The sequence below is a fragment of the Pseudomonas sp. GW821-FHT09E12 genome, from assembly GCF_059416085.1.
Genome location: NZ_JBWKOM010000011.1, coordinates 104092 through 129543 on the forward strand (window position 1 = coordinate 104092; position 25452 = coordinate 129543).

A 25452-nucleotide genomic window follows, 5' to 3' on the forward strand; every position below is an offset into this window, starting at 1 on the left:
GGTTTGCAGGTAACAGCACTTTGCCGGTTGTGGGGAAACACTGATGCAGGTTCAAGACAAGGCTCAAAACACTAGCGCACCGTTGAGCGAGCGTTTCACGCTGGTGGTGATGTCCCACAATCGCAAGGCGTTCTTGCGCCGCACCTTGCAGTACTACAGCACCTACCCCTGCAAGATCCTGGTGCTGGACTCTTCGCTGCACGCCGACGAAAGCCTGGCCGGGCAGTTCCCCCAGGTCGACTACCGGCATCTGCCGCAGTACACCTACAAGGGCCTGCAGGACAAGCTCACCTACGGTGTCGGGCAGGTGACCACGCCGTACATGGTATTTGCCGCCGACGACGACTTCCTGCTCCATGGCGCGCTGACCGAGTCGGTGGAGTTTCTCGAAGCCAACCCCGACTACGGCCTGTGCCATGGCTACGGGATGATGTACCTGGCCCGCGCCGCCGAGGTGAACTACTACCGGCGCGATTGCCGGGTGATCGAGGACTACGCCTCGGCAGATGCCGGCGAGCGGGTCATGGCGTTCATGAGCCATTTCCTGCCGCCGTTCTACGCGGTGACCCGCACCGACCTGCTGCAACAGTGGTACAGCCTGCTGCCGCCGGGGACCAGTTTCGAATGGCAGGAGATCGGCCATACCTTCTTCCTACTGGCCTCGGCCAAGGCGCGGATCCTGCCGATCCCGTTCGCCGTGCGGGAAGTCAACTACAACGCCTCGGAGCACAACACCGATGTGTTGACGGTGCTGACCTACGGCGACGCCAAGTCGGTGGCCCAGCGCGAGGCGTTCGCCGGGTTCTTGGCGTCGTTGCCTACCGGCTTGAGCGGCCTGGACCCACAGCGGGCCAAACAGATTGCCCTGGACAGCTTCACGGCCATGGCCGAGTGCCTGCTCACCGGGCGCTCGCTCAACGGCAAGATGATTTTCCGTTCGGCCTGGGTCGAGCCGGGGGCCGAGCCGGTGCGTTCGTTCGGCCCGGAGCAGTTCGTCGAGATGCCGTTCTACAACAAGCCGATGTTCGACTTGTTGACCGAGTTCGAATTTCTCATGCATGGGATGCCGGCCGGCCGCCTGCAACTGCAGGAGCTCGAAGGCGTACTGCTCAAGCAGCAGGAACTGATGCAGGTACAACCCAACGACACCGACCGCACCCTGCGCAGCCGCCTGTGGGAGGCGCTGTCGTGCAACCTGTTCAACCTTGAGGTGGTCCAGCGTCTGGCGGCCTCGCTGCTGGCTTGCGAGGGGCAGGACCTTCAGGAGCAGAACGATGCCCGCAAATTGCAGGCCTGGGCCGAGCGCCTGGCGTCGCTGCCTTTCCAGGACAGCCCGGCGCTGTTGGAAAACATGCCTTCGGGGCGCCTGCTGAAATGGCTGGAGGCGCGCAACCCCGAGGCGCAGCAGCTCAAGGCGATCAACGAGCACCTGGCCCGGCACAACGGTGGCCCGAGCTTCGGCATCCTGCTGCTCGACCTCGACGCGGACATGGTCAAGCTGCAGGCGACCTTCGACAGCCTGGTCAACGGCCATTGCCGGTCCTTCCAGGTGGTGGTCTTCACCACGGGCGACCTGCCGGCGACCACCACCGCCCAGGACACCGTGCATTTCGTCAAGGTCAGCACCAGCAACTATGTGGAGCGCATCAACCAGATCGTGACGCAATCCTCCCGCGACTGGTTGCTCCTGGCCCGTGCCGGCGAGCGTTTCACCGCCAGCGGCCTGCTGCGCGCCAGCCTGGAACTGCTCGGCGCCGAAGGTTGCCGCGCGGTGGCCATGGACGAAATCCACTACGGTGCCGATGGCGCGCTGAAGGATGTGTTCCGCCCGGGCGTCAACCTCGACCTGCTGCAAAGCGTGCCGGACCTGATGGCCGGCCACTGGCTGATTCGCCGTGATGTACTGGTGGCCGCCGGTGGTTATTCGACGGCCTTTCCACAGGCCATGGAATACGACCTGCTGCTGCGCCTGATCGAAGACGGCGGGCTGGCCGGCCTGGCCCATCTGGCCGAGCCGCTGTTGCTCGGCCAGGCCGCGACGGTGGAGGAGAACACCCAACAAAGCCAGGCGTTGACCCGCCATCTGGGCAACCGTGGCTACCGGGCCCAGGTCAGCGCGGCGCAGCCTGGGGTCTACCAGATCAACTACGGCCATGCCGAGCGTCCGCTGGCCTCGATCATCCTGCGCAGCGAGGACAATCTGGAGCAGCTGCAGCGTTGCCTGGTCAGCGTGCTGCAACGCACGCGCTACCAACGCTACGAAGTGGTCATCGCCGACAACCATAGCCAGTCCGAAGAGCTGGCCAACTGGCTCGCCAGCCTGGAGCAGAAGGGTGATCGTATCCGCGTGCTGCGCAGCCCGCGGCGCCTGAACGCCTCGGCGCTGTACAACGCGGCGAGCCAGGAGGCCCGGGGCGAGTACCTGGTGCTGCTGGCGGCCAACGGCGAAGTGGTCAATGCCGACTGGATGGAGAGCCTGCTCAATCAGGCGCAGCGGCCGGAGGTGGGGATTGTCGGCGCGCGCCTGGTCGACGCCAAGGGCGCGACCACCTCGGCTGGCCTGGTTCTCGGGTTGAACGGGCATCTGGGGGCGGCGTTCGCCGGTGAGCCGAAAGGCGCCAGCGGCTACCTGAACGGCTTGCTCGCCGAGCAGAACTATTCGGCGGTCTCCGGCGCCTGCCTGATGATTCGCAAGGAGGTCTACAACGCTGTCGGTGGCCTGGACGAAGAACACTTCGCCGAGGCATTCGCTGATGTCGACCTGTGCCTGAAAGTGGCCGATGCCGGCCTGTTGACGGTCTGGACCCCGCAGGTGCAGATCCTCCATCCGGGCATCCTGGCGGACGATACCCAGGTCGCGGCGGCGCTGCGTGACAAATGGCAGGCGCGCTTCGAACACGATGTGGCCTGCAACCAGAACCTGAGCCGGACTGGCAAGGGCTTCACTCCTGGCGCTCCTGCCAGTGTCGACTGGGCGCAGCTGCTCGCATAAGCCTGGCTGACAGGAAAAAGGACTCAAGACATGTTCAACGGCAAATCGATTTTCATCTCTGGCGGCACCGGCTCGTTCGGGCGCAATTTCATCCGGCGCCTGCTGGAGCAATACCAGCCCAAGCGGGTGGTGGTGTTCTCCCGCGATGAACTGAAACAGTACGAAATGCAGCAGACCTTCAATGCGCCCTGCATGCGTTATTTCCTCGGCGACGTGCGTGACGCCGAGCGTCTACGCCAGGCCATGCGCGGGATCGACTATGTGGTGCACGCTGCGGCGCTGAAGCAGGTGCCGGCGGCGGAATACAACCCCACCGAGTGCATCCGCACCAACGTCAACGGCGCGGAAAACATCATTGCCGCGGCCATCGACAACGGCGTGAAGAAAGTCATCGCCCTGTCCACCGACAAAGCGGCGAGCCCGGTCAACCTGTACGGCGCGACCAAGCTGCTGTCGGACAAGTTGTTCGTCGCGGCGAACAATATCGCCGGCGACCAGCCGACCCGTTTTGCCGTGGTGCGCTACGGCAACGTAGCTGGCTCCCGGGGCTCGGTGGTGCCGTTTTTCAGCCAGCTGATCGCCGAAGGCGCCCGCGAGTTGCCGATCACCGACGCGCGCATGACCCGTTTCTGGATCACCCTGGATCACGGGGTGCAGTTCGTGCTCGACAGCTTCTCGCGCATGCATGGCGGTGAAGTCTTCGTGCCGAAGATTCCGTCGATCCGGATCGTCGACCTGGCGCGTGGCATGGCGCAAAACCTTCCGCACAAGCAGGTGGGCATTCGTCCGGGGGAAAAACTCCACGAGCTGATGGTGCCGCTGGATGACGCGCGCATGACCCTGGAGTTCACCGATCACTACACCATCCAGCCGTCGATCCGCTTTACCAACGTCAACGTCGACTTTGCCGTGGACGGCCTGGGCGAACAGGGGCGGCCGGTGGGCGAGGCGTTCGAATACCGCTCCGACACCAATCCGCATTTCCTCTCGGTGGGCCAGATCGCCGAGCTGCATGCCAGGTTGCCGGCATGATTCCCTACGGGCGCCAGAGTCTCGACCAGGCGGACATCGATGCGGTGGTCGCGGTGCTGCGGTCCGACTGGCTGACCCAGGGGCCGACCATCGAACGCTTCGAGCAGGCCATGGCCGCTCGCTGCGAGGCCGGCCATGGCGTGGCGGTGTGCAATGCCACGGCGGCCTTGCACATCGCCTGCCTGGCCGCCGGTCTGGGGCCGGGAGACCGGCTGTGGACCACGCCCAATACTTTCCTGGCCTCGGCCAACTGCGGACGTTATTGCGGCGCCGAGGTGGACTTCGTCGATATCGACCCGCACACCTGGAACATGGATGCCCGGGCGTTGGCGCATAAGCTTGAGGCCGCCGAGCGCACGGGCAGACTGCCCAAGGTGGTGGTGGCGGTGGCGTTTTCCGGGCAAAGCTGCGACATGCGTGCCATGGCGCAGCTGGCGCAGCGTTATGGCTTCGTGCTGATCGAGGATGCCTCCCACGCGGTGGGCGCCTCCTATGCCGGGCGGCCGGTGGGCTGTGGCGAATTCGCGGCGATGACGGTGTTCAGCTTTCATCCGGTGAAAATCATCACCAGCGCCGAGGGCGGCATGGTCCTGACCAACAGCCCGCAGTTGGCGGACCGCTTGCGCCGCTTGCGCAGCCACGGCATGACCCGCGACCCGGCGCAGATGACCGAGCCCAGCCACGGCCCCTGGTACTACCAGCAGACCGAGCTGGGTTTCAATTACCGCATCACCGATCTGCAGGCAGCCCTGGGCTTGTCCCAACTGGACAAGCTCGACGCTTTCATTGCCCGGCGCCGGCAGCTGGCGGCCCGTTATGACCGCCTGCTGGCCGATCTGCCGCTGACCCTGCCACAGGCTCAGGAGCAGGCGCAGTCGGCCTGGCATCTGTACGTGGTGCGCTTGCAGCCCGAGCGCATCCGCCGCACCCATCGCGAGGTGTTCGAGGCATTGCGCGAGGCCGGGGTCGGGGTCAATCTGCATTACATCCCGGTGCATCTGCAGCCGTATTACCGCGACCTGGGATTCACCGTGGGGGATTTCCCCGAGGCCGAGCGCTACTACGGCGAAGCCATCAGCCTGCCGCTGTTTCCGGCGCTGGACGATGAGCAGCAGACGTATGTGGTCGAGCAATTGCGCCAGCTTATCCAGGAGCCCGCCCAGCCTTGAGTGCCATCGCGATCATTCCCGCCCGTGGCGGCAGCAAACGCATAGCGCGCAAGAACCTCAAGCCGTTCGACGGCGTGCCGATGATTGCCCGCTCGATTGCCACGGCGCTGCGCTCCGGGTTGTTCGATCAGGTGCTGGTCAGTACCGACGACCCGGAGATCGCCGAGCTGGCCAGGGCCAGCGGCGCCACGGTGCCATTCATGCGTCCGGCCGAGCTGGCGGACGATTTCACCGGCACCGGGCCGGTGATCGTGCATGCCTTGAATGCGTTGCGCGAGCGTGGCGAGACCTTCGATTACGCCTGCTGCATTTACGCCACCGCGCCCTTGTTGCAACTGCGCTATCTGCGCCAGGGCTTGGCGGCGCTGGAGGCTCAGCCTGAAAAGTCCTTCGCCTTTTCCGTGTGCAGCTTTGCGTTTCCGGTGCAGCGCGCCCTGACCCTGGACGAGCAGGGCGTGTTGACTGCGCTTTATCCGGAGTTTCGCAACACACGCTCCCAGGACCTGCCGCCGGCCTATCAGGATGCCGGGCAGTTCTATTGGGGGCGCAGCGAGGCCTGGTTGCGCGGCGACCTGGTGTTTTCCCCGCTCAGCCTGCCGGTGATCCTGCCGCGCCATCTGGTGCAGGACATCGACACCGAGGAAGACTGGCTGCGCGCGGAGTATCTGTACGCGGCGCTGAAAGCCGGTGGAGAGCTGGAGTGAGAGTGCTGATCCGGGCCGACGCCTCACCGGCCATTGGCAGCGGCCATATCGCCCGCTGCCTGACCCTGGCCAGGGCGTTGCACGAGCAGGGCGCCACAGTGGCTTTCGCTTGCCGAAGCTTGCCCGGGCAGCAATTGGACCGCCTGGCCGGACTGGGTTTCCAGACGTTCGCCCTGCCGGCGAGTTATCCGGGTGAATGCGCGCAGGACATCGAGGCGCCCTTGCCCTGGCAGGCGGATATCGCCGCCTTGCGGGCAGCGTTGCAGGATCAGCCGCGATTCGATTGGGTGCTGGTCGATCACTACGGCCTCGACCGGCAGTGGCAGCAGGCGGCACGGCAATGGGCGCCACGGATTGCCGCCATCGATGACCTGGCCAACCGGCGGCACGGGGTCGATCTGTTGCTCGACCAGAACTTCAGCGGCACGCCCCAGGCCTATGCCGGCCTGATCGACGCCGAGTGCCGGGCGTTGCTGGGGCCGCACTTCGCCTTGCTGCGCGAGGAGTTCCATTGTCCGCCGATCGCCATTCGCGAGCGAGCGAGTCGGGTGCTGGTGAATTTCGGTGGTTTCGATGCGGCCAGCCAGACCCACAAGGCGATGCTGGCCTTGAGTGCGTTCGACGACCTGCAGGTGGATTTTGTCGCCGGGGCCGGCAACCCGGCCTGGGCACAGATGCAGGAACTGGCGGCCGGTCGCGGGCATTGGCGTTTGCACGCCTATGTCAGTGATTTTTCCCGCTTGATGGCCGAGGCGGACCTGTTTATCGGCGCCGGTGGCGGCACCAGTTGGGAGCGCGCCGCCCTGGGCCTGCCGACCCTGTGCATCAGCGTGGCCGGCAATCAAGAGGCCAATGCCCGGCTGCTGGCCGAGGCGGGCGTGCATGTCTACCTGGGGCCCAGCGAGCAGGTGAGTGTCGAGCAGATCCGCCAGGCGGTCGCGGCGCTCGTTGGCGATTACCCGTTGCGCCAGAGCCTGGCGCAGCGCTCCCGGCAGCTGGTGGACGGGCAGGGTGCATCGCGGGTGGCGGCGGCCCTGTTCGAGATGACCGGCAATCCATTGCGCCGTGCCGGAGATGATCTGGGCACTGATGAATTTACGCGTGAATCGAAGGAAAACCCCAATGACTAGTTTCAAGATCGGCTCGCGCTCGATCGGCGCCGGCTCGCCGCCGTTCATCATTGCCGAGATGAGCGGCAACCATAACCAGTCGCTGGACGTTGCCCTGCAGATCGTCGAGGCCGCGGCCAAGGCCGGCGCCCATGCCTTGAAGTTGCAGACCTATACCGCCGACACCATGACTCTGGACCTGGACCACGGCGAATTCTTCATCAAGGATCCGGCCAGTCTCTGGGCCGGCTCTTCGCTGTATGCCCTGTATGAAAAAGCCCACACACCCTGGCAGTGGCACGCACCGATCTTCGCCCGCGCCAGGGAACTGGGGATGCTGGCGTTCTCCACGCCGTTCGATGAGAGCGCGGTGGACTTCCTCGAAAGCCTCGAGGTGCCGGCCTACAAGATCGCCAGTTTCGAAAACACCGACCTGCCGCTGATCCGTCGGGTGGCGGCCACCGGCAAGCCGCTGATCATTTCCACCGGCATGGCCAGCATCGCCGAGCTGGACGAAAGCGTGCGCGCCGCCCGGGAGGCCGGCTGCAAGGATTTGGTGCTGCTCAAGTGCACCAGCACCTACCCGGCTTCGCCGGAAAACAGCAACATCCTGACCATTCCCCATCTGCGCCAGCTGTTCGGCTGCGAGGTCGGTTTGTCCGACCACTCCATGGGTGTCGGGGTTTCAGTGGCCGCCGTGGCGCTGGGCGCTACTGTGGTGGAGAAACACTTCACCCTTGACCGCGCCGCTGGCGGGGTGGATGCGAGTTTTTCCCTGGAACCGGCGGAGCTGCACAGCCTGGTGGTGGAAACCGAACGTGCCTGGCAGGCCCTGGGCCAGGTGCGTTACGGCGCGACCGAGGCCGAGCGGCAGTCGGTGTTGTACCGCCGTTCCCTCTATGTCACCCGCGATATGGCGGCGGGGGAGGTGTTCAGCAGCGATAACGTCCGGGCCATCCGTCCGGGCCTGGGGCTGGCCCCCAAGCACATCGACGCGGTCCTCGGGCGTTGCGCGCGCCAGACCCTCAAGCGCGGTACCGCACTGGATTGGGCATTTGTCGAATAGCCGTTTGTATGGCTGATTCGGCAAAATAGCGTGACCTGCGAGTCATAACGCGCATCTTCACTGTATTGTATTGATCGGGGAGATGGCGCCTGGCCGGTAAACGGCGCAGTGATAGCCTTTTATTCTTCCCGCTGTCGCCTGTCAGGGGCGCCAGGATGTCTGTTTGTCGGCAGCCCCGGTCCGGTGGTCGGGGTATTCAGCTGTTTATTATTGGGAAGCCGTAATGATTGGCATAAAGAGCATTGCGAGCTACGTGCCTGTAGCCGGCGTAGACAATTACGCACAAGGTGCAAAATTCGAGAAGGATGAAGAGTTCATCCTGGGCAAGATCGGTTCGGCCTTCCTGCCGCGCAAAGACGCCACGCAGGAAACCTCGGACCTGTGTGTCGAAGCAGTCAATGCGCTGTTCGCCAACAACCCGCAACTGTCGCGCGAGTCGATCGACGCGCTGATCGTCGTCACCCAGAACGGCGACGAAGAAGGCCTGCCGCACACCGCCGCCATCGTCCAGGACAAGCTGGGCCTGCCGACCCACGTCGCGGCCTTCGATATTTCCCTGGGCTGCTCCGGTTATGTCTATGGCATCTACGCGCTCAAGGGCTTCATGGAAGCCGCGGGCCTGAAGAACGGCCTGCTGGTCACCGCCGACCCTTACTCGAAGATCGTCGATCCGGAAGACCGCAACACCACCATGCTGTTCGGCGATGCGGCGACCGCTACCTGGATGGGCGAAGACGCTCCCTGGCAGCTGGGCAAGGCCAAGTTCGGCACCGACGGTTCCGGCGCTCCACACTTGAAAGTCACCGATGGCGTGTTTTTCATGAATGGCCGCCAGGTATTCAACTTTGCCCTGCTGAAAGTCCCGGCGCATTTGAACGAGCTGCTGGATGAGTCCGGCCTGAAGGCTGAGCAGATCGATGCGTTCTGTATCCACCAGGGCAGTGCGGCGATCGTCGATGCCGTGGCGCGCCGTTTCGAAGGCGAGCCGGAGAAGTTCATCAAGGACATGGTCGAGACCGGTAACACCGTATCGTCGAGCATTCCGCTGCTGCTGGAAAAGCACGTGCTCGAGTCGAAGTGGCAACGTGTGGCCCTGAGTGGCTTCGGTGTAGGGCTGTCCTGGGGCTCGGCGATTATCTATCGCCCATGAGTTGATCCCGCGGCATCCAAAAATAGCGCCCAGGGTGTACCCTGAGCGCTATTTTTTTTGCATGAAGATAGGCGAGACAGCATGAGCGAAAGCTTCGAGGGCAATGCCCAGGCAATACAGGCTCGCTGGCCGCGACTGCTCGAGCGGTTGCTGGCGGAAGACAGTGCTGGGTTGCAGGCGGATCTGGTCGAAGGCCTGGGTTCGACCTTGAGTATTTCCGGCATTCAGCTCACCAGTCGCCACGATCGCACCGCGGAAGCTCGGATCCAGGCGGCGAGCCTGCCGGCCGACAGTCCGGTGATCCATCTGTACGGCACCGGCTTGGGTGACTTGCAGCAGATACTGCTGGAAAACCCGGCGCTGCAACGCTTGCAGGTGCACATCTTGAACGGCGCGGTGTTTGCGCTGGTGCTGCAATTGCTCGATCAGCAGGCCTGGTTGAACGATCCTCGAGTCGAACTGGGTTATGCCGGCGATCTGGCGGAAATCCAGCTGCCGTTCTTCGCCTTGCCCTCCGAGCTGGTGCTGGCGGATGACTACAACGCCAAGATCCGCGATCGCCTGGTCAGTGAGGTGCACCTGGCCTTCAATAACCGCGACTTCGTGGCCGATTCCCCGGAGGTCGCCCAACGCCTGCAAGCGAGTGCCGAGCTGGTGGCCAGCGACAATGACGTGGCGCAGCTGTTCGGTAGCCAGCCGGGGCGCGAGATCTTTGTGATTGCCACCGGGCCGAGCCTGGAGCGGCACTTCGAACGCTTGCGCGAGATTCGCGCCCAGGCCCGGCGTCCCCTGTTTATCTGTGTCGATACCGCCTACCGACCATTGCTCAAACAGGGGATCGAGCCGGATATCGTGGTCAGCATCGATCACCGGATTTCCAGCCTGCACCTGCCGCCAGAAAAATCGGCAGCCATCACTCTGGTCTATCTGCCGATGGTCGACCCGCAGATTCTGGCGCTCTGGCAGGGACCGCGTTACGTGGGGTATTCCGCCAGCCCGATTTACACGCGGATACGCGAGCAATTGCCCAAGGCGCAGCTGTATGTCGGTGGCAGCGTGATTCATCCCGCGGTGGACCTGGCGGTAAAAATGGGCGCCGAGCAGGTCACCTTGTTCGGTGCCGACTTTGCCTTCCCGATGAACAAGACGCATGCCGGCTGGCTCGACGGCGAGTTGGGGCCGCAGCTGGGCGCGGCCCGGCACTGGGTGCTGGACGGGCATGGCCAGCGAGTCAGGACCCAACTCAATTTCCGCAGTTACCTGTGCGAGCTGGAGCGGTTTATCGCCGGTCATCCACGGGTGCGCTTCTATAACAGCAGTCGGGACGGGGCGATGATTGCCGGGACGACCTACCATCCGGAGTTCAGCCAATGAGCGCGATCGAGGGGCTGATCGCCCGCTTGCAGCAATGCGCCGAGGGCTTCCGCCTGGGGCACGATGTCGAGACGGCCGTGACCATGGTCCAGTTGATGGGGGCGATCCAGCCGCTGATCGATACCGCGCCGCCAGCGCAGCGCCAGGACTGGGAGACTTTGCTTGGCCTGATGTTCGAATGTCAGCAAGGGCAAAACTGGCTGGCCCTGGCCGACTACCTGCAATATGAATGCGTTGAAGTGCTGCGCTCCCTCTCTGCTGGCTGAAGCATTCCCTGCCTGCGCGGGTGATCTTCGCGCCCGGACCTTCTCCGGCATTTTCCTGGCGCCATTTTTCCACGTATTTAAAAATGCCGAGCCCTTGATTTACGGGGGGTGGCACGCTGATGGCAAATTTTTTTGAAAATCCCCTAAAGCAACTTGCATTGCCGACGATAACTATTACGAAGGTTCTCTAGGCCATACCCGGCGGTTGCCAGGGCCGGAAGCCGCAGTACCCAACCAACGAGGAATTCGTCATGGCTTTAACAGTAAACACTAACGTCACATCGTTGAACGTTCAGAAGAACCTGAACCGCGCTTCCGACGCTCTGTCGACTTCGATGACTCGCCTGTCTTCCGGCCTGAAAATCAACAGTGCAAAAGACGACGCCGCCGGCCTGCAAATCGCTACCCGTATGACTTCGCAGATCCGCGGTCAGACCATGGCGATCAAAAACGCCAACGACGGTATCTCCATCGCTCAGACCGCTGAAGGCGCGATGCAGGAATCCACCAACATCCTGCAACGTATGCGCGAACTGGCTATTCAATCGCGAAACGACTCCAACGGTACCGCTGACCGTGTTGCACTGAACAAAGAATTCGCTTCGATGTCGGACGAGCTGACTCGTATCGCCAAGTCGACCAACCTGAACGGCAAGAACCTGATCGACGGCAGTGCTGGCACCATGACCTTCCAGGTCGGTTCCAACACCGGTGCTACCAACCAGATCACCATCACTCTGGCCAGCGGCTTCGACGCTGCAACTCTGAGCGTAGGTTCTGCAACCATCGCCATCACCGGTAACAGCAGCGCCACCGCCGAAGCCAGCACCAAGGCTTCGATCGACGCAATCGAAAAGGCCCTGGCAACCATCAACTCCAGCCGTGCTGACCTCGGTGCTGCACAAAACCGTCTGACCAGCACCATTTCCAACCTGCAGAACATCAACGAAAACGCCAGTGCTGCACTGGGTCGCGTACAAGATACCGACTTCGCTGCTGAAACTGCGCAGATGACCAAGCAGCAGACTCTGCAACAAGCTTCCACCGCAGTTCTGGCCCAGGCCAACCAACTGCCGTCCGCTGTACTGAAACTGCTTCAGTAATAGCTGGCTAAGCTTTGGCGGGGGAGTGCGCTGGTCGCGCTCTCTCGCTTTTTACTTTAAGAGGTGATGGACATGGATATGAGCATGAAGCTGAACTTGTCTTATCCAACAGCCAAGCCGGCAACGCCTGTTGCTGACAAGCCTGTGGAGAAGCCTCAAGCGGACGTTGTGGCGCTGTCGACTGTCAAGGAAGAGAGTAAGAGTGCGCAAACCGAGCAGGACAAACTGAAAATGGCCATTCAGGAAATTGAAAAGTTTGTGCAATCGGTCAAACGTAATCTGGAATTCTCTATCGACGAGCCTTCTGGCAAGGTCGTCGTCAAGGTCATTGCCAGCGACTCCGGTGAGGTGATTCGTCAGATCCCCAACGAAGAAGTCCTGAAGTTGGCCAATAGTTTGAATGATGCGAGCAGCTTGTTGTTCAGCGCTAAAGTCTGACAGCTGGCATGAAATTTGTTGCTATGTTCTTTTGGGCGTTGTAATGGTCAAAAGACCGGCGACACACTGAAGGGAGATCTCCATGGCAAGTCCAATTCTACCGGGTACCGGTCTAGGCTCCGGCCTCGATACTGGTGCTATCGTCAAAGCCTTGGTAAACGCTGACAAAGCGCCCAAGCAAGGTCAGATCGACCGGGGAACTGCGAACAACACCGCAAGCATCTCCGGCATCGGCACCTTGAAGTCTTTGTTGTCGACCTTTCGGACCACCATTACCGAACTCAGCAGCAAGACCAATCCGCAATTTCCCGGCTATGCCGCCACCACTTCCGACAACAAGTATGTAACGGCGGTCGCTGGCAACACCGCGGTCAACGGCAACTATGTCGTCTCGGTCGGCAATCTTGCGACCGCCTCGAAAGTCACCAGTGCTGCCTTCGCTGGTGGCGCTACCAGTGCTATTCCGACTGGTACCCTGAAAATCAGTCAAAATGGCACTAACTACAATCTCGATATAAAAGCTGGCGCTACCTTGCAGTCGGTACGTGACTCGATCAACGCCGACGCATCGCTCAAGAGCGCGGGTATCAGCGCGAACATCGTGACCGATTCCTTTGGATCGCGTTTGGTGGTGGGTTCGACCACTACCGGTGCGGGGTCCGATATTTCTCTGAGTGGCATTGCCGGTCTGGAAATCGACGGTAGCAACGTCGTGGGCGCTTCCGGTTCGCCGATGACCGCCACTTCCGCCGGCTCCATTGGTGCCTTGGCCAGGGATGCCAATTTCACTGTTGACGGCATGGCCTTGACCAGCAAGAGCAACGCCGTGGACAAGGCGGTTTCCGGGATGACCTTCAATCTGGTCGCGCCAGGCACCTCGACCATCACCGTCGCGGCCAATACCGATGGTTTGAAGGCTTCGATCCAGAAGTTCGTCGACGCCTACAACGCGGTGGCCAACAGTGTGACCGCGCTGACCAAGCCGTCCCTGGATGACAATGGCAAGCTGACTATCCCGGCGCAGCTGACCGGCGACTCGTTGCCGCGTTCGATCCTGGCGGCCATTCGTGCGCCGCTGTCTGAGGTCGGGTCTGGTGACAAGCTGACCGTTCTGTCGCAATTGGGGGTTACCACCAACCCGAAGACCGGTGCCCTGGATTTCGATTCCACCAAGTTCACCGCGGCGATGAACGACAAAAAGCTGGGTGGCGAGGTGCAGACCCTGTTCACCGGTGAAAACGGCCTGCTAAGTCGCATGGACGACGCCATCAAGCCTTTTGCCCAGACTGGCGGTGTTCTCGATCAGCGCACCACTGAGCTAAACAAGGCCAAGGCCAAGCTGACTCTGGATCAGGAGGCCCTGGATCGTCGTATCGAAACTCTGACGACGGTACTGACCAAGAAGTACAACGACATGGACACCCTGGTGGGCAAGTTGAAAGCCACCGCGAGCAACATCACCTCGATGTTCGAGGCGTTGACTGCGCAACAGAAAGGCTGATTGATACCAGGCGCCAAAAGCCCGGCAACGTTTGTAGCGTTCCGGGCTTTTGGCTTTTGATCTAAAGTTTTTTGACGCCCGGTCGATACGCTGGTTATACGAACCCTTGAGTTTTGATGAGGTAGAACATGAATCCGATGTTAGCCCTTCGGCAATACCAGAAGATTGGTGCCCAGGCGCAGACTTCCGAAGCCAGCCCCCATCGTCTGGTGCAGATGCTGATGGAAGGCGGCCTGGATCGTATCGCCCAGGCCAAGGGGGCGATGGAGCGCAAGGATATTCCCGGCAAGGGTGTGTTCATCAGCAAGGCCATCGGCATTATCGGCGGCTTGCGTGAAGGGCTCGATCTGGAAAACTCACTCGACACCCTGGGCGATCTGGATGGCTTGTACACCTACATGATGACGCGCCTCACCGAGGCGAACATCAAGACCGATCCAAAGATTCTCGACGAGGTCGCCGATCTGCTGCGCACCGTCAAGGAAGGCTGGGATGCCATCGCTGCGCCGGGTCCGCAGTTCTAAGGAGATCACCATGAGTCTTGTATTGCAGCGCATCGAAGAAACCCGTGAAGCACTGGTCGCCGCCCTGGCCGAGCGTAATTGGGAAGCGATCGGTCAGTTGGATCTGGCCTGCCGTTCCTGCATGGAAGACATCTTGAGTGAAGCTCCGGAAGATGAAGCCGCGTTGCGCGAGAATTTGCAGGAACTGTTGGGGGTTTATCGGCAGCTTCTTGAAGTGACGACAGGGGAGCGTCAGGCGATAGTCGACGAGATGTCGCAGATCCATCAAGCACAGAACGCGGCAAAGGTTTACCATCTGTTCGGTTAATTAACCCCTAAGTTAATCCGAATCCAGTGCGCCATAAATTTGACTGTGCACGCTTTTTTGACTTAACTAGTGGCTGTTTTCAGATTTCAGACGTCTATCAGGCTCAAAATGCCTACAAGCGTCTAGCTTGCCCTGATTCCGGGCATTGAGTTGACTAGGGAAGTTGCTATTGCATGTGGCGTGAAACCAAAATTCTGCTGATTGATGACGATAGCGTCCGCCGCCGCGACCTGGCGGTGATTTTAAATTTTCTTGGCGAAGAAAATTTACCCTGCGGTAGCCATGACTGGCAGCAGGCTGTCGGCTCATTGTCATCCAGTCGTGAAGTAATCTGTGTCCTCATCGGGACTGTAAATGCTCCTGGTGCACTTTTGGGCCTGTTAAAGACACTCTCAACCTGGGATGAGTTCCTTCCAGTTTTGTTAATGGGCGATAATTCTTCCATTGACTTGCCGGAAGACCAGCGTCGTCGAGTGCTTTCCACCCTGGAAATGCCACCCAGCTACAGCAAGTTGCTCGATTCCCTGCATCGCGCCCAGGTCTATCGTGAGATGTACGATCAGGCCCGCGAGCGCGGTCGCCATCGCGAACCCAACCTCTTTCGCAGTCTGGTCGGCACCAGCCGGGCGATCCAGCATGTCCGGCAGATGATGCAGCAAGTGGCCGATACCGACGCCAGCGTGCTGATCCTCGGCGAGTCCGGGACTGGCAAGGAAGTGGTGGCGCGTAACCTGCACTATCACTCCAAGCGTCGCGAAGCGCCGTTCGTGCCCGTCAACTGTGGTGCGATTCCGGCCGAGTTGCTGGAGAGCGAACTGTTCGGCCATGAGAAGGGCGCCTTCACCGGGGCCATCACCAGCCGTGCCGGGCGTTTCGAACTGGCCAACGGCGGCACCCTGTTCCTCGACGAAATCGGCGATATGCCGCTGCCGATGCAGGTCAAGCTGTTGCGCGTGCTGCAGGAGCGTACCTTCGAGCGCGTGGGCAGCAACAAGACCCAGAGCGTCGATGTGCGGATTATCGCCGCGACTCACAAGAACCTCGAGAGCATGATCGAGGTCGGCAGTTTCCGCGAAGACCTGTACTACCGCCTGAACGTGTTCCCGATCGAGATGGCGCCGCTGCGTGAGCGGGTGGAAGACATTCCGCTGCTGATGAACGAGCTGATCTCGCGCATGGAGCATGAGAAGCGCGGTTCGATCCGCTTCAACTCCGCGGCGATCATGTCGCTCTGCCGCCATGGCTGGCCGGGCAACGTCCGCGAGTTGGCCAACCTGGTGGAGCGCATGGCGATCATGCATCCCTACGGCGTGATCGGCGTGGTCGAATTGCCGAAGAAATTCCGCTATGTCGACGACGAAGACGAGCAGTTGGTGGACAGCCTGCGCAGTGATCTGGAAGAGCGGGTGGCGATCAATGGTCATACACCGGACTTCGCCGCCACCGCCATGCTGCCGCCGGAAGGCCTGGATCTGAAGGACTACCTCGGTGGTCTGGAGCAGGGCCTGATCCAGCAGGCGCTCGACGACGCCAATGGCATTGTCGCGCGGGCTGCGGAGCGCCTGCGTATTCGCCGCACCACGCTGGTGGAAAAAATGCGCAAGTACGGCATGAGCCGTCGTGAGGGTGATGAACAGGCGGATGATTGACGCCTGTTTTTTAACCTGTTGAAAACCGGGCAGTTTTTTTCCGGCACGGGTATTGCTAAGTCTCTCTCAACGTTCCGTTTAACTGACGGTCAGCCACGCGAGAGAGCACGATGCCCCAAGCCGCCCAGATGTCTCCTGTTCCTGAAAGCCAGGGGCAAACGTCGTCCGTAGAGCAGGCAAGCCGGCTTGGCCTTGAGCAGGCGTTCGCCTTGTTCAACCAGATGTCGAGCCAGCTTACCGACTCCTACAGCATGCTTGAGGCTCGGGTGACCGAGCTCAAGGGCGAACTGGCCGTGGTCAGCGCCCAGCGCATGCAGGAGCTGGCGGAAAAAGAGCGTCTGGCCAACCGTCTGCAAAACCTCCTCGATCTGTTGCCTGGCGGCGTCATTGTCATCGACGCCCAGGGCATTGTCCGCGAAGCCAACCCTGCCGCCTGCGACCTGCTGGGCCTGCCTCTCGAGGGCGAACTCTGGCGGCATGTCATCGCCCGTTGTTTCGCGCCACGGGAAGACGACGGCCATGAGATTTCGTTGAAGGATGGGCGGCGGTTGTCGATCTCCACCCGTTCGCTGGATGCCGAGCCGGGCCAATTGGTGCTGCTCAACGACCTGACTGAAACCCGTCACCTGCAAGATCAGCTGGCCCGCCATGAGCGCCTGTCGTCCCTGGGGCGCATGGTGGCGTCCCTGGCGCATCAGATCCGTACGCCACTGTCCGCCGCGCTGCTGTATGCCAGTCACCTGACCGAGCAGGAGCTGCCTGTCGCCACCCAGCAGCGCTTTGCCGGGCGGCTGAAGGAGCGGTTGCATGAGCTGGAGCATCAGGTCCGCGACATGCTGGTGTTTGCCCGAGGCGAGTTGCCGCTGACCGATCGCGTGACGCCCAAGGCGCTATTGCAGTCGCTGCAGGCGGCGGCCCTGACCCATGTGCAGGACGTGCCCGTGCGCTGGCAGTGCGACAGCCCTGCGGGTGAGTTGCTGTGCAGCCGCGACACGCTGGTGGGGGCGGTGCTCAACCTGATCGAGAACGCCATCCAGGCCAGTGCCGGCCAGGTGCGCCTGAAAGTCCATCTTTATACCCGTGGCAACAGCTTGCGGTTGTGCGTCAGCGATAGCGGCAGCGGTATCGACGCTGCGGTACTGGCGCGTTTGGGTGAACCGTTTTTCACCACCAAGACCACTGGAACCGGACTGGGGCTGACAGTCGTCAAGGCGGTGGCGCGTGCCCATCAGGGAGAATTGCTGCTGCGCTCGCGTCCTGGGCGCGGTACATGTGCGCTGGTGGTTCTGCCACTGTTCTGCGGCGCTCAAGGAGTGGAGTGAAGGTAATGGCAATCAAGGTTCTACTGGTTGAAGACGATCGCGCCCTGCGCGAAGCCCTGGCGGATACGCTGCTGTTGGCCGGTCATGACTACAAGGCGGTCGGCAGTGCGGAGGAAGCGCTGGAGGCGGTGTCTGGCGAGTCGTTCAGCCTGGTGGTCAGCGACGTCAACATGCCGGGCATGGACGGTCATCAGTTGCTGGGCTTGCTGCGTGCGCGCCAGCCGCAATTGCCGGTATTGCTGATGACCGCCCATGGTGCGGTCGAGCGTGCGGTCGAGGCCATGCGTCAAGGCGCCGCCGACTACCTGGTCAAGCCCTTCGAGCCCAAGGCCCTGCTGGATCTGGTGGCGCGACATGCCCTGGGTTGCCTTGGGGCTGCCGAGGGCGAAGGGCCGGTGGCATTCGAGCCGGCCAGCGCTCAACTGCTCGAACTAGCGGCGCGGGTCGCTCGCAGCGATTCCACCGTATTGATCTCGGGCGAGTCCGGTACCGGTAAAGAGGTGCTGGCGCGTTACATCCACCAGCAGTCCCATCGCTCCAGCCAGCCCTTTATCGCCATCAACTGCGCGGCGATTCCGGACAACATGCTCGAAGCCACACTGTTCGGTCACGAGAAGGGCGCCTTTACCGGCGCCATCGCCGCCCAGCCCGGCAAGTTCGAACAGGCCGATGGCGGTACCCTGCTGCTGGACGAGATTTCCGAAATGCCCCTGGCCCTGCAGGCCAAGCTGCTGCGGGTGTTGCAGGAGCGCGAAGTCGAGCGGGTCGGGGCGCGCAAGCCCATCGCCCTGGATATCCGGGTAGTGGCGACCACCAACCGCGACCTGGCCGGCGAAGTGGCCGCGGGGCGGTTCCGGGAAGACCTTTACTATCGGCTGTCGGTATTCCCGCTGGCGTGGCGCCCGCTGCGCGAACGTACCGCCGATATCCTGCCGCTGGCCGAGCGCCTGCTGGCCAAACACGTCAATAAAATGAAACACGCTGCCGCGCGGCTGTCGGCTGAAGCGCAGGCGTGCCTGCTCGGTTATCCATGGCCGGGCAACGTGCGCGAACTGGACAACGCCATCCAGCGCGCACTGATCCTGCAGCAGGGCGGTCTGATCCAGCCGGAAGATTTCTGCCTGGGCGGACCGCTGGCCTGTGCGCCGCTGCCTGCCATGGCGCCCGCCGCGGTGGCGATGGTGCGCAGTGCGCCGGTGGAGGCCGAGGTGCCGCCAGCCGAGTCGGCAGGGGCCTTGGGCGACGATCTGCGGCGTCGGGAGTTCCAGATGATCATCGACACCTTGCGCACCGAGCGTGGCCGACGCAAGGAGGCGGCCGAGCGCCTGGGTATCAGCCCGCGAACCTTGCGCTACAAGCTGGCGCAAATGCGCGATGCCGGAATGGATGTCGAGGCGTATCTGTTTGCAACATGAGTCGTTTAAGGCTGAAGCCATGCAGGCTTTTGTTCGGTGTCGCCGCGGAGCTGGCACCCTTGTTGCTAACACCTCACTAACCGCTGCGTGAGTGTCAAAAAATTGCGGGTCGTCGGAGAGAGTAGACCATGAGCCAAGGTATTGAATTTAATCGGTTGATGTTGGACATGCGGGCCATGCAAATGGACGCCATGGCCCAGCCAAAATCGGCCGCGGTGCCGCAGGTGAGCGGCAGCAGTTTTTCCGACATGCTTGGGCAGGCGGTGAACAAGGTCAACGACACTCAGCAGGCGTCCAGCCAGCTGGCCAGTGCCTTCGAGATCGGCAAGAGCGGTGTCGACCTGACCGACGTGATGATTTCCTCGCAGAAGGCCAGTGTGTCCTTCCAGGCGTTGACCCAGGTGCGCAACAAGCTGGTTCAGGCGTACCAAGACATCATGCAGATGCCGGTTTAAGGACGAGATTGAGTCATGGCAGAAGCAGTCGCCGATAACGTACCGGCCAAGGCCACTCCGACAGAAGGCAAGCCGCCGCTGTTCGGGTTGTCCTTTCTGGAAAACCTCTCCGAGATGACCATGTTGCGTCAGGTTGGCCTCATGGTCGGTCTGGCTGCCAGCGTGGCGATTGGTTTTGCCGTGGTATTGTGGTCCCAGCAACCCGATTACCGTCCGTTGTACGGCAGCCTTGCCGGCATGGACGCCAAGCAGGTCATGGACACCCTGGCCTCCGCCGACATTCCCTACACCGTCGAACCCAACTCCGGTGCCTTGCTGGTCAAGGCCGACGACCTGTCGCGCGCGCGCCTCAAGCTGGCCGCTGCCGGCGTGGCTCCGGGCGACGGCAATATCGGTTTCGAGATTCTCGATAAAGAGCAGGGCCTGGGCACCAGCCAGTTCATGGAGGCGACCCGTTACCGTCGTGGCCTGGAAGGCGAGCTGGCGCGGACTATTTCCAGCCTGAACAACGTCAAGGGCGCACGCGTGCATCTGGCGATTCCGAAAAGCTCGGTGTTCGTGCGCGACGAGCGCAAGCCCAGCGCTTCGGTACTGGTCGAGCTGTATTCCGGCCGTTCGCTGGAACCGGGCCAGGTGGTGGCCATCGTCAATCTGGTGGCGACCAGCGTTCCCGAGTTGAGCAAGTCGCAGATCACCGTGGTCGACCAGAAGGGCAACCTGCTCTCCGACCAGGCGGAAAACTCCGAACTGACCATGGCCGGCAAGCAATTCGACTACAGCCGCCGCATGGAAAGCATGCTGACCCAGCGTGTGCACAACATCCTGCAGCCGATCCTCGGCAACGACCGCTATAAGGCTGAAGTGTCCGCCGATGTGGACTTCAGTGCTGTCGAGTCGACCTCCGAACAGTTCAACCCGGACCAGCCGGCCTTGCGCAGCGAGCAGTCGGTCAATGAACAACGCTCCAGCAGCCTGGGCCCGCAAGGCGTTCCTGGCGCCCTGAGCAACCAGCCGCCGTCGCCGGCCAGCGCACCGCAGACCACCGGTGGCGCCACCGCTGCCGCCGGCATGGTGCAGCCAGGCCAGCCGCTGCTGGATGCCAACGGCCAGCAGATCATGGACCCGGCCACCGGCCAGCCGATGCTGGCGCCGTACCCGAACGACAAGCGTCAACAATCCACCAAGAACTTCGAACTGGATCGCTCCATCAGCCACACCAAGCAACAGCAGGGGCGTCTGAACCGGCTGTCGGTGGCGGTGGTGGTGGACGATCAGGTCAAGGTCAATCCGGCCAACGGTGAAACCAGCCGTGCGCCGTGGAGCGCCGACGAATTGGCGCGCTTTACCCGCCTGGTGCAGGACGCCGTGGGCTTCGACGCCAGCCGTGGCGACAGCGTCAGCGTGATCAACGTGCCGTTCTCGGCCGATCGCGGCGAGGTGATCGCCGACATTCCGTTCTACTCGCAGCCCTGGTTCTGGGACATCGTGAAGCAGGTCCTGGGTGTGCTGTTTATCCTGGTCCTGGTGTTCGGCGTGTTGCGTCCGGTGCTCAACAACATCACCGGTGGCGGCAAGGGCAAGCAACTGGCAGGTCTGGGCAGCGATGTCGAACTCGGCGGCATGGGCGGCCTGGATGGCGAGCTGGCCAACGATCGCGTCAGCCTCGGCGGCCCGCAAAGCATCCTGCTGCCTAGCCCGAGCGAAGGCTATGACGCACAGTTGAACGCAATCAAGAGTCTGGTGGCAGAAGACCCGGGTCGAGTGGCCCAGGTCGTGAAAGAGTGGATTAACGCAGATGAGTGATAACCGAGCCGCTACCGCCAAACTGACCCGGGTCGACAAGGCCGCGATCCTGCTGCTGTCCCTGGGTTCCACCGACGCCGCGCAGGTGCTGCGCCACATGGGCCCCAAAGAGGTCCAGCGAGTGGGCGTGGCCATGGCGCAGATGGGCAACGTGCATCGCGAGCAGGTCGAGCAGGTGATGAGCGAGTTCGTCGACATCGTTGGCGACCAGACCAGCCTTGGCGTGGGCTCCGACGACTATGTGCGCAAGATGCTCACCCAGGCCCTGGGCGAGGACAAGGCCAACGGCCTGATCGACCGCATCCTGCTGGGCGGCAACACCAGCGGCCTGGACAGCCTGAAGTGGATGGAGCCGCGCGCCGTGGCGGACGTGATCCGTTACGAGCACCCGCAGATCCAGGCGATCGTGGTGGCGTACCTCGATCCGGACCAGGCGGGCGAAGTGCTTGGCAACTTCGACCACAAGGCGCGCCTGGACATCATCCTGCGGGTTTCCTCGCTCAATACCGTGCAGCCGGCCGCCCTGAAAGAACTCAACCAGATTCTCGAGAAGCAGTTCGCCGGCAACTCCAACGCCTCGCGTACCACCCTGGGGGGTATCAAGCGCGCTGCCGACATCATGAACTTCCTCGACAGCTCGATCGAAGGCCAGTTGATGGACTCAATCCGCGAAGTCGACGAAGACCTGTCCGGCCAGATCGAAGACCTCATGTTCGTGTTCAACAACCTCGCCGATGTCGACGACCGCGGCATCCAGGCATTGCTGCGCGAAGTGTCTTCCGACGTGCTGGTCCTGGCCCTCAAGGGGTCGGACGAAGGCGTCAAGGAAAAGATCTTCAAGAACATGTCCAAGCGGGCTGCCGAACTGCTGCGCGACGACCTCGAGGCCAAGGGCCCGGTGCGCGTCAGCGATGTGGAAACCGCGCAGAAGGAAATCCTCACCATTGCCCGCCGTATGGCCGAAGCCGGAGAAATCGTTCTCGGCGGGAAGGGCGGCGAAGAAATGATCTAAGGTCGCGTTATGTCGTCCAGCAGTGATGAATCCCACAGCGACCTGATTCGCGCTCGGGACGTCGGTGGTTTCGACGTCTGGGCGCTGCCCAGTTTCGACCCCCATGTACCCGAGCCCGAGCCGGAGCCGGTGGAAGAGCCGCCGGCGCAGATCGAGGAAGTGCCGCTGGAAGAAGTCCAGCCGCTGACCCTCGAAGAGCTCGAGAGCATTCGCCAGGAAGCCTATAACGAAGGCTTCGCCACGGGCGAAAAGGAAGGTTTCCATAGCACCACGCTGAAGGTCCGCCAGGAAGCCGACGTGGCCCTGAGTGCCAAGCTGGAGGCGCTGGAAACGCTGATGGGCAATCTGTTCGAACCCATCGCCGAGCAGGACACACAGATTGAAAAGGCCCTGGTCAACCTGGTGCAGCACATGACGCGCCAGGTGATCCAGCGCGAGCTGGCCATCGACTCCAGCCAGATCGAACACGTCATGCGCGAAGCCCTCAAGCTGCTGCCGCTGGGTGTGGGCAACGTGCGGCTGTACATCAATCCGCAGGATTTCGCCCAGGTCAAAAGCCTGCGCGAGCGCCATGAGGAAAGCTGGCGCATCGTCGAGGACGAAGCCATGTTGCCGGGCGGCTGCCGGGTCGAGACCGAGCACAGCCGGATCGACGCGACCATGGAAACCCGGATCGCCAAGATCATGGACAAGCTGTCCGACCAGCTTCATGAGCAGGCTTTGCATCCCGCCGAATCGGACCTGAGCGTCGAGCTGGGGGCCGCCACCGGCAAGCCCGCCGCGGATGTCGACCCTGTCGACGCCGCGCAGGACCCCGCCGATGCGCCTTGACCGCACCAGCTTCGGCAAGCGCCTGAGCAGCTACGCCGAAGCCACCGAACTGCCGAACCAGCCGATTCTCGAAGGCCGCCTGCTGCGCATGGTCGGCCTGACCCTGGAGGCCGAAGGCCTGCGGGCGGCCATGGGCACGCGCTGCATGGTGATCAACGACGACAGCTATCACCCGGTGCAGGTCGAGGCCGAGGTGATGGGCTTCTCCGGCAGCAAGGTATTTCTGATGCCGGTCGGCAGCGTCGCCGGCATCGCGCCCGGCGCCCGGGTCGTGCCGCTGGCCGATACTGGCCGCCTGCCGATGGGCATGAGCATGCTCGGGCGGGTCCTCGACGGTGCTGGCCGTGCGTTGGACGGCAAAGGCGGGATGAAGGCCGAGGACTGGGTGCCGATGGACGGTCCGACCATCAACCCGCTCAAGCGCGACCCCATCAGCCGGCCGCTGGACGTGGGCATTCGCTGCATCAACGGATTATTGACGGTGGGCCGCGGTCAGCGTCTCGGCCTGTTCGCCGGTACCGGTGTGGGCAAGAGTGTGCTGCTGGGCATGATGACCCGCTTTACTGAGGCCGACATCATCGTGGTCGGTCTGATCGGTGAGCGGGGCCGTGAGGTCAAGGAGTTCATCGAACACATCCTCGGTGAAGAGGGGCTCAAGCGCTCCGTGGTGGTGGCATCGCCGGCGGACGATGCGCCGCTGATGCGCCTGCGCGCGGCCATGTACTGCACGCGTATCGCCGAATACTTTCGGGACAAGGGCAAGAACGTCCTGTTGCTGATGGATTCCCTGACCCGTTTCGCCCAGGCCCAGCGGGAAATCGCCCTGGCCATCGGCGAGCCGCCCGCGACCAAGGGCTATCCGCCGTCGGTCTTCGCCAAGCTGCCGAAACTGGTGGAGCGCGCGGGCAACGCCGAGGCCGGTGGCGGCTCGATCACCGCGTTCTATACCGTGTTGTCCGAAGGCGACGACCAGCAGGACCCGATCGCCGACTCGGCGCGTGGTGTGCTCGACGGGCACATCGTGCTGTCGCGGCGCCTGGCGGAGGAGGGGCATTACCCGGCGATCGATATCGAGGCGTCCATCAGCCGGGTCATGCCGGCGGTGGTGACCCCGGATCATATGACTCGCGCCCAGTATTTCAAGCAGCTGTGGTCGCGTTACCAACAGGCGCGCGACCTGATCAGCGTCGGCGCTTACGTACCGGGCGGCGATCGCGAAACCGACACCGCCATCTCGCTGCAGCCGTCGATGGTTGCGTACCTGCGCCAGGGGCTCAACGACAGCATCAGCCTGGGTGAAAGCGAAGCCCATCTGGAGATGGTTTTCGCTCCGGCGCCGGGCGGTTAATTCGTCATGGCCAACAGCCGTGCCGCGCGTCTGGCGCCGGTGGTCGATATGGCCGAAAGCGCCGAGCGCACCGCCGCCCAGCGCCTGGGGCATTTCCAGGGCCAGGTGCGCCTGGCGGAAAGCAAGCTGGGGGACCTGGAACGCTTTCGTGCCGAATACCAGCAACAGTGGATCGAGCGGGGCAGTGCTGGGGTTTCCGGCCAGTGGCTGATGAACTACCAGCACTTTCTCAATCAGCTGGAAATCGCCGTGGGCCAGCAGCGGCAAAGCCTGGCCTGGCACCAGAACAACCTCAACCGCGCCCGGGAAACCTGGCAGCAGGCCTATGCCCGGGTCGAGGGTTTGCGCAAGCTGGTGCAACGCTACATCGATGAGGCCCGCCAACTGGAAGACAAGCGCGAGCAGAAGCTGCTCGACGAGCTGTCCCAGCGCCTGCCGCGCCAGGATCCGTACTGAGCGCCACCCCATTCGTCGCCGCCAGGCGCTCGTCAGCGACGCTTCGGCGGTTCGGGTTGCCCAGGCTTGTACGGGGTGCTAAACCTTGTACAGATTGCCAATCACAAGGAAGCGAATCATGTCAGTCGTTACTGAAGTTTCACCGGACGGGCACAAACTGACGATTTCGATCAAGGGGCGTTTCGATTTCGGCCGTCATCAAGAGTTTCGCGAGTCCTACGAGCGCCTCAACAAAAGGCCCGACTCCATAGTGGTGGACCTGAAAGACGCCACCTACCTCGACAGTTCCGCCCTGGGCATGCTCCTGTTGCTGCGCGATCACGCCGGCGGCGACGATTCCGACGTGCGAGTGATCAACAGCAACTCGGACGTGCGCAAGATTCTCGCCATTTCCAATTTCGACAAGCTGTTCGACATCAGTTGATC

23 protein-coding genes and 1 pseudogene are annotated in these 25452 nt (G+C 62.3%); all 24 read left to right on the forward strand.

From position 1 onward, the window contains the following. The first annotated feature begins 43 nt into the window (after nt 1-43). The 24 genes and pseudogenes from AC07PQ_RS27290 to AC07PQ_RS27405 all read left to right on the forward strand — a co-directional run bounded on the left by AC07PQ_RS27290 (nt 44) and on the right by AC07PQ_RS27405 (nt 25450). Nucleotides 44-2992: a TIGR00180 family glycosyltransferase gene (locus AC07PQ_RS27290; RefSeq protein ID WP_493186499.1), complete on the forward strand. Its 2949-nt coding sequence runs from the start codon at nt 44-46 to the stop codon at nt 2990-2992. Nucleotides 2993-3022: 30 nt separating this feature from the next. After that, complete coding sequence (gene pseB / locus AC07PQ_RS27295) at nt 3023-4024, forward strand: UDP-N-acetylglucosamine 4,6-dehydratase (inverting) (protein ID WP_009042721.1); 1002 nt, start codon at nt 3023-3025, stop codon at nt 4022-4024. Further along, the gene (gene pseC, locus AC07PQ_RS27300) at nt 4021-5193 is read left to right on the forward strand and encodes a UDP-4-amino-4,6-dideoxy-N-acetyl-beta-L-altrosamine transaminase (protein WP_492569671.1); all 1173 of its coding nucleotides are present in this window, start codon (nt 4021-4023) and stop codon (nt 5191-5193) included. The genes pseB and pseC overlap by 4 nt, the downstream gene beginning before the upstream one ends. Next, the gene (gene pseF, locus AC07PQ_RS27305) at nt 5190-5897 is read left to right on the forward strand and encodes a pseudaminic acid cytidylyltransferase (RefSeq protein WP_493186498.1); all 708 of its coding nucleotides are present in this window, start codon (nt 5190-5192) and stop codon (nt 5895-5897) included. The genes pseC and pseF overlap by 4 nt, the downstream gene beginning before the upstream one ends. Further along, a pseudogene (pseG, locus tag AC07PQ_RS27310) lies at nt 5894-6937 on the forward strand (UDP-2,4-diacetamido-2,4,6-trideoxy-beta-L-altropyranose hydrolase); the annotation flags it as partial. The gene pseF and the pseudogene pseG, both read left to right, overlap by 4 nt. An 82-nt stretch (nt 6938-7019) precedes the next feature. Next, nucleotides 7020-8072 (forward strand): pseudaminic acid synthase, encoded by a 1053-nt coding sequence (pseI, locus tag AC07PQ_RS27315; RefSeq protein WP_493186497.1) that lies wholly within the window; start codon nt 7020-7022, stop codon nt 8070-8072. Between the two features lie 223 nt (nt 8073-8295). Next, nucleotides 8296-9222, forward strand: coding sequence for a ketoacyl-ACP synthase III (locus tag AC07PQ_RS27320; RefSeq protein WP_038581137.1), 927 nt, complete (start codon nt 8296-8298; stop codon nt 9220-9222). A gap of 81 nt (nt 9223-9303) precedes the next feature. Beyond that, nucleotides 9304-10596 (forward strand): motility associated factor glycosyltransferase family protein, encoded by a 1293-nt coding sequence (locus AC07PQ_RS27325; RefSeq protein ID WP_493186496.1) that lies wholly within the window; start codon nt 9304-9306, stop codon nt 10594-10596. Next, the gene (locus AC07PQ_RS27330; RefSeq protein WP_007922648.1) at nt 10593-10862 is read left to right on the forward strand and encodes a hypothetical protein; all 270 of its coding nucleotides are present in this window, start codon (nt 10593-10595) and stop codon (nt 10860-10862) included. Before AC07PQ_RS27325 ends, AC07PQ_RS27330 begins: the two co-directional genes overlap by 4 nt. A gap of 251 nt (nt 10863-11113) precedes the next feature. After that, on the forward strand, nt 11114-11965 hold the full coding sequence (locus AC07PQ_RS27335; protein ID WP_007922647.1) for a flagellin domain-containing protein: 852 nt from the start codon (nt 11114-11116) through the stop codon (nt 11963-11965). 72 nt (nt 11966-12037) lie between these two features. Then, nucleotides 12038-12403: a flagellar protein FlaG gene (locus AC07PQ_RS27340; protein WP_007922645.1), complete on the forward strand. Its 366-nt coding sequence runs from the start codon at nt 12038-12040 to the stop codon at nt 12401-12403. 82 nt (nt 12404-12485) lie between these two features. Next, the gene (fliD, locus tag AC07PQ_RS27345) at nt 12486-13904 is read left to right on the forward strand and encodes a flagellar filament capping protein FliD (protein ID WP_007922643.1); all 1419 of its coding nucleotides are present in this window, start codon (nt 12486-12488) and stop codon (nt 13902-13904) included. Nucleotides 13905-14032: 128 nt separating this feature from the next. After that, nucleotides 14033-14428 carry a flagellar export chaperone FliS gene (fliS, locus tag AC07PQ_RS27350; protein WP_007922642.1) on the forward strand — a complete coding sequence of 132 codons (396 nt, stop codon included), beginning with the start codon at nt 14033-14035 and terminating at the stop codon, nt 14426-14428. 10 nt (nt 14429-14438) lie between these two features. After that, nucleotides 14439-14735, forward strand: coding sequence for a flagellar protein FliT (fliT, locus tag AC07PQ_RS27355; RefSeq protein ID WP_007922640.1), 297 nt, complete (start codon nt 14439-14441; stop codon nt 14733-14735). Nucleotides 14736-14908: 173 nt separating this feature from the next. Then, on the forward strand, nt 14909-16384 hold the full coding sequence (locus tag AC07PQ_RS27360) for a sigma-54 dependent transcriptional regulator (RefSeq protein WP_007922638.1): 1476 nt from the start codon (nt 14909-14911) through the stop codon (nt 16382-16384). A 110-nt stretch (nt 16385-16494) separates the two neighbouring features. Beyond that, on the forward strand, nt 16495-17706 hold the full coding sequence (locus AC07PQ_RS27365) for an ATP-binding protein (protein WP_007922636.1): 1212 nt from the start codon (nt 16495-16497) through the stop codon (nt 17704-17706). A 5-nt stretch (nt 17707-17711) separates the two neighbouring features. Beyond that, nucleotides 17712-19121, forward strand: a complete 1410-nt coding sequence (fleR, locus tag AC07PQ_RS27370; protein ID WP_493186495.1) for a sigma-54-dependent response regulator transcription factor FleR — start codon at nt 17712-17714, stop codon at nt 19119-19121. A gap of 128 nt (nt 19122-19249) precedes the next feature. Further along, the gene (gene fliE, locus AC07PQ_RS27375; RefSeq protein WP_007922633.1) at nt 19250-19576 is read left to right on the forward strand and encodes a flagellar hook-basal body complex protein FliE; all 327 of its coding nucleotides are present in this window, start codon (nt 19250-19252) and stop codon (nt 19574-19576) included. Between the two features lie 15 nt (nt 19577-19591). Beyond that, a complete protein-coding gene (gene fliF / locus AC07PQ_RS27380; protein WP_007922632.1) occupies nt 19592-21379 on the forward strand; it encodes a flagellar basal-body MS-ring/collar protein FliF in 1788 nt (595 codons plus the stop codon). Further along, the gene (gene fliG / locus AC07PQ_RS27385) at nt 21372-22391 is read left to right on the forward strand and encodes a flagellar motor switch protein FliG (protein ID WP_007922630.1); all 1020 of its coding nucleotides are present in this window, start codon (nt 21372-21374) and stop codon (nt 22389-22391) included. Before fliF ends, fliG begins: the two co-directional genes overlap by 8 nt. A gap of 9 nt (nt 22392-22400) precedes the next feature. Beyond that, complete coding sequence (fliH, locus tag AC07PQ_RS27390; protein WP_493186494.1) at nt 22401-23222, forward strand: flagellar assembly protein FliH; 822 nt, start codon at nt 22401-22403, stop codon at nt 23220-23222. Next, complete coding sequence (gene fliI / locus AC07PQ_RS27395) at nt 23212-24570, forward strand: flagellar protein export ATPase FliI (protein ID WP_007922626.1); 1359 nt, start codon at nt 23212-23214, stop codon at nt 24568-24570. Before fliH ends, fliI begins: the two co-directional genes overlap by 11 nt. Before the next feature lie 6 nt (nt 24571-24576). After that, a complete protein-coding gene (fliJ, locus tag AC07PQ_RS27400) occupies nt 24577-25026 on the forward strand; it encodes a flagellar export protein FliJ (RefSeq protein ID WP_493186493.1) in 450 nt (149 codons plus the stop codon). A gap of 118 nt (nt 25027-25144) precedes the next feature. Continuing rightward, a complete protein-coding gene (locus AC07PQ_RS27405) occupies nt 25145-25450 on the forward strand; it encodes an STAS domain-containing protein (protein ID WP_007922622.1) in 306 nt (101 codons plus the stop codon). Nucleotides 25451-25452 lie beyond the last annotated feature (2 nt).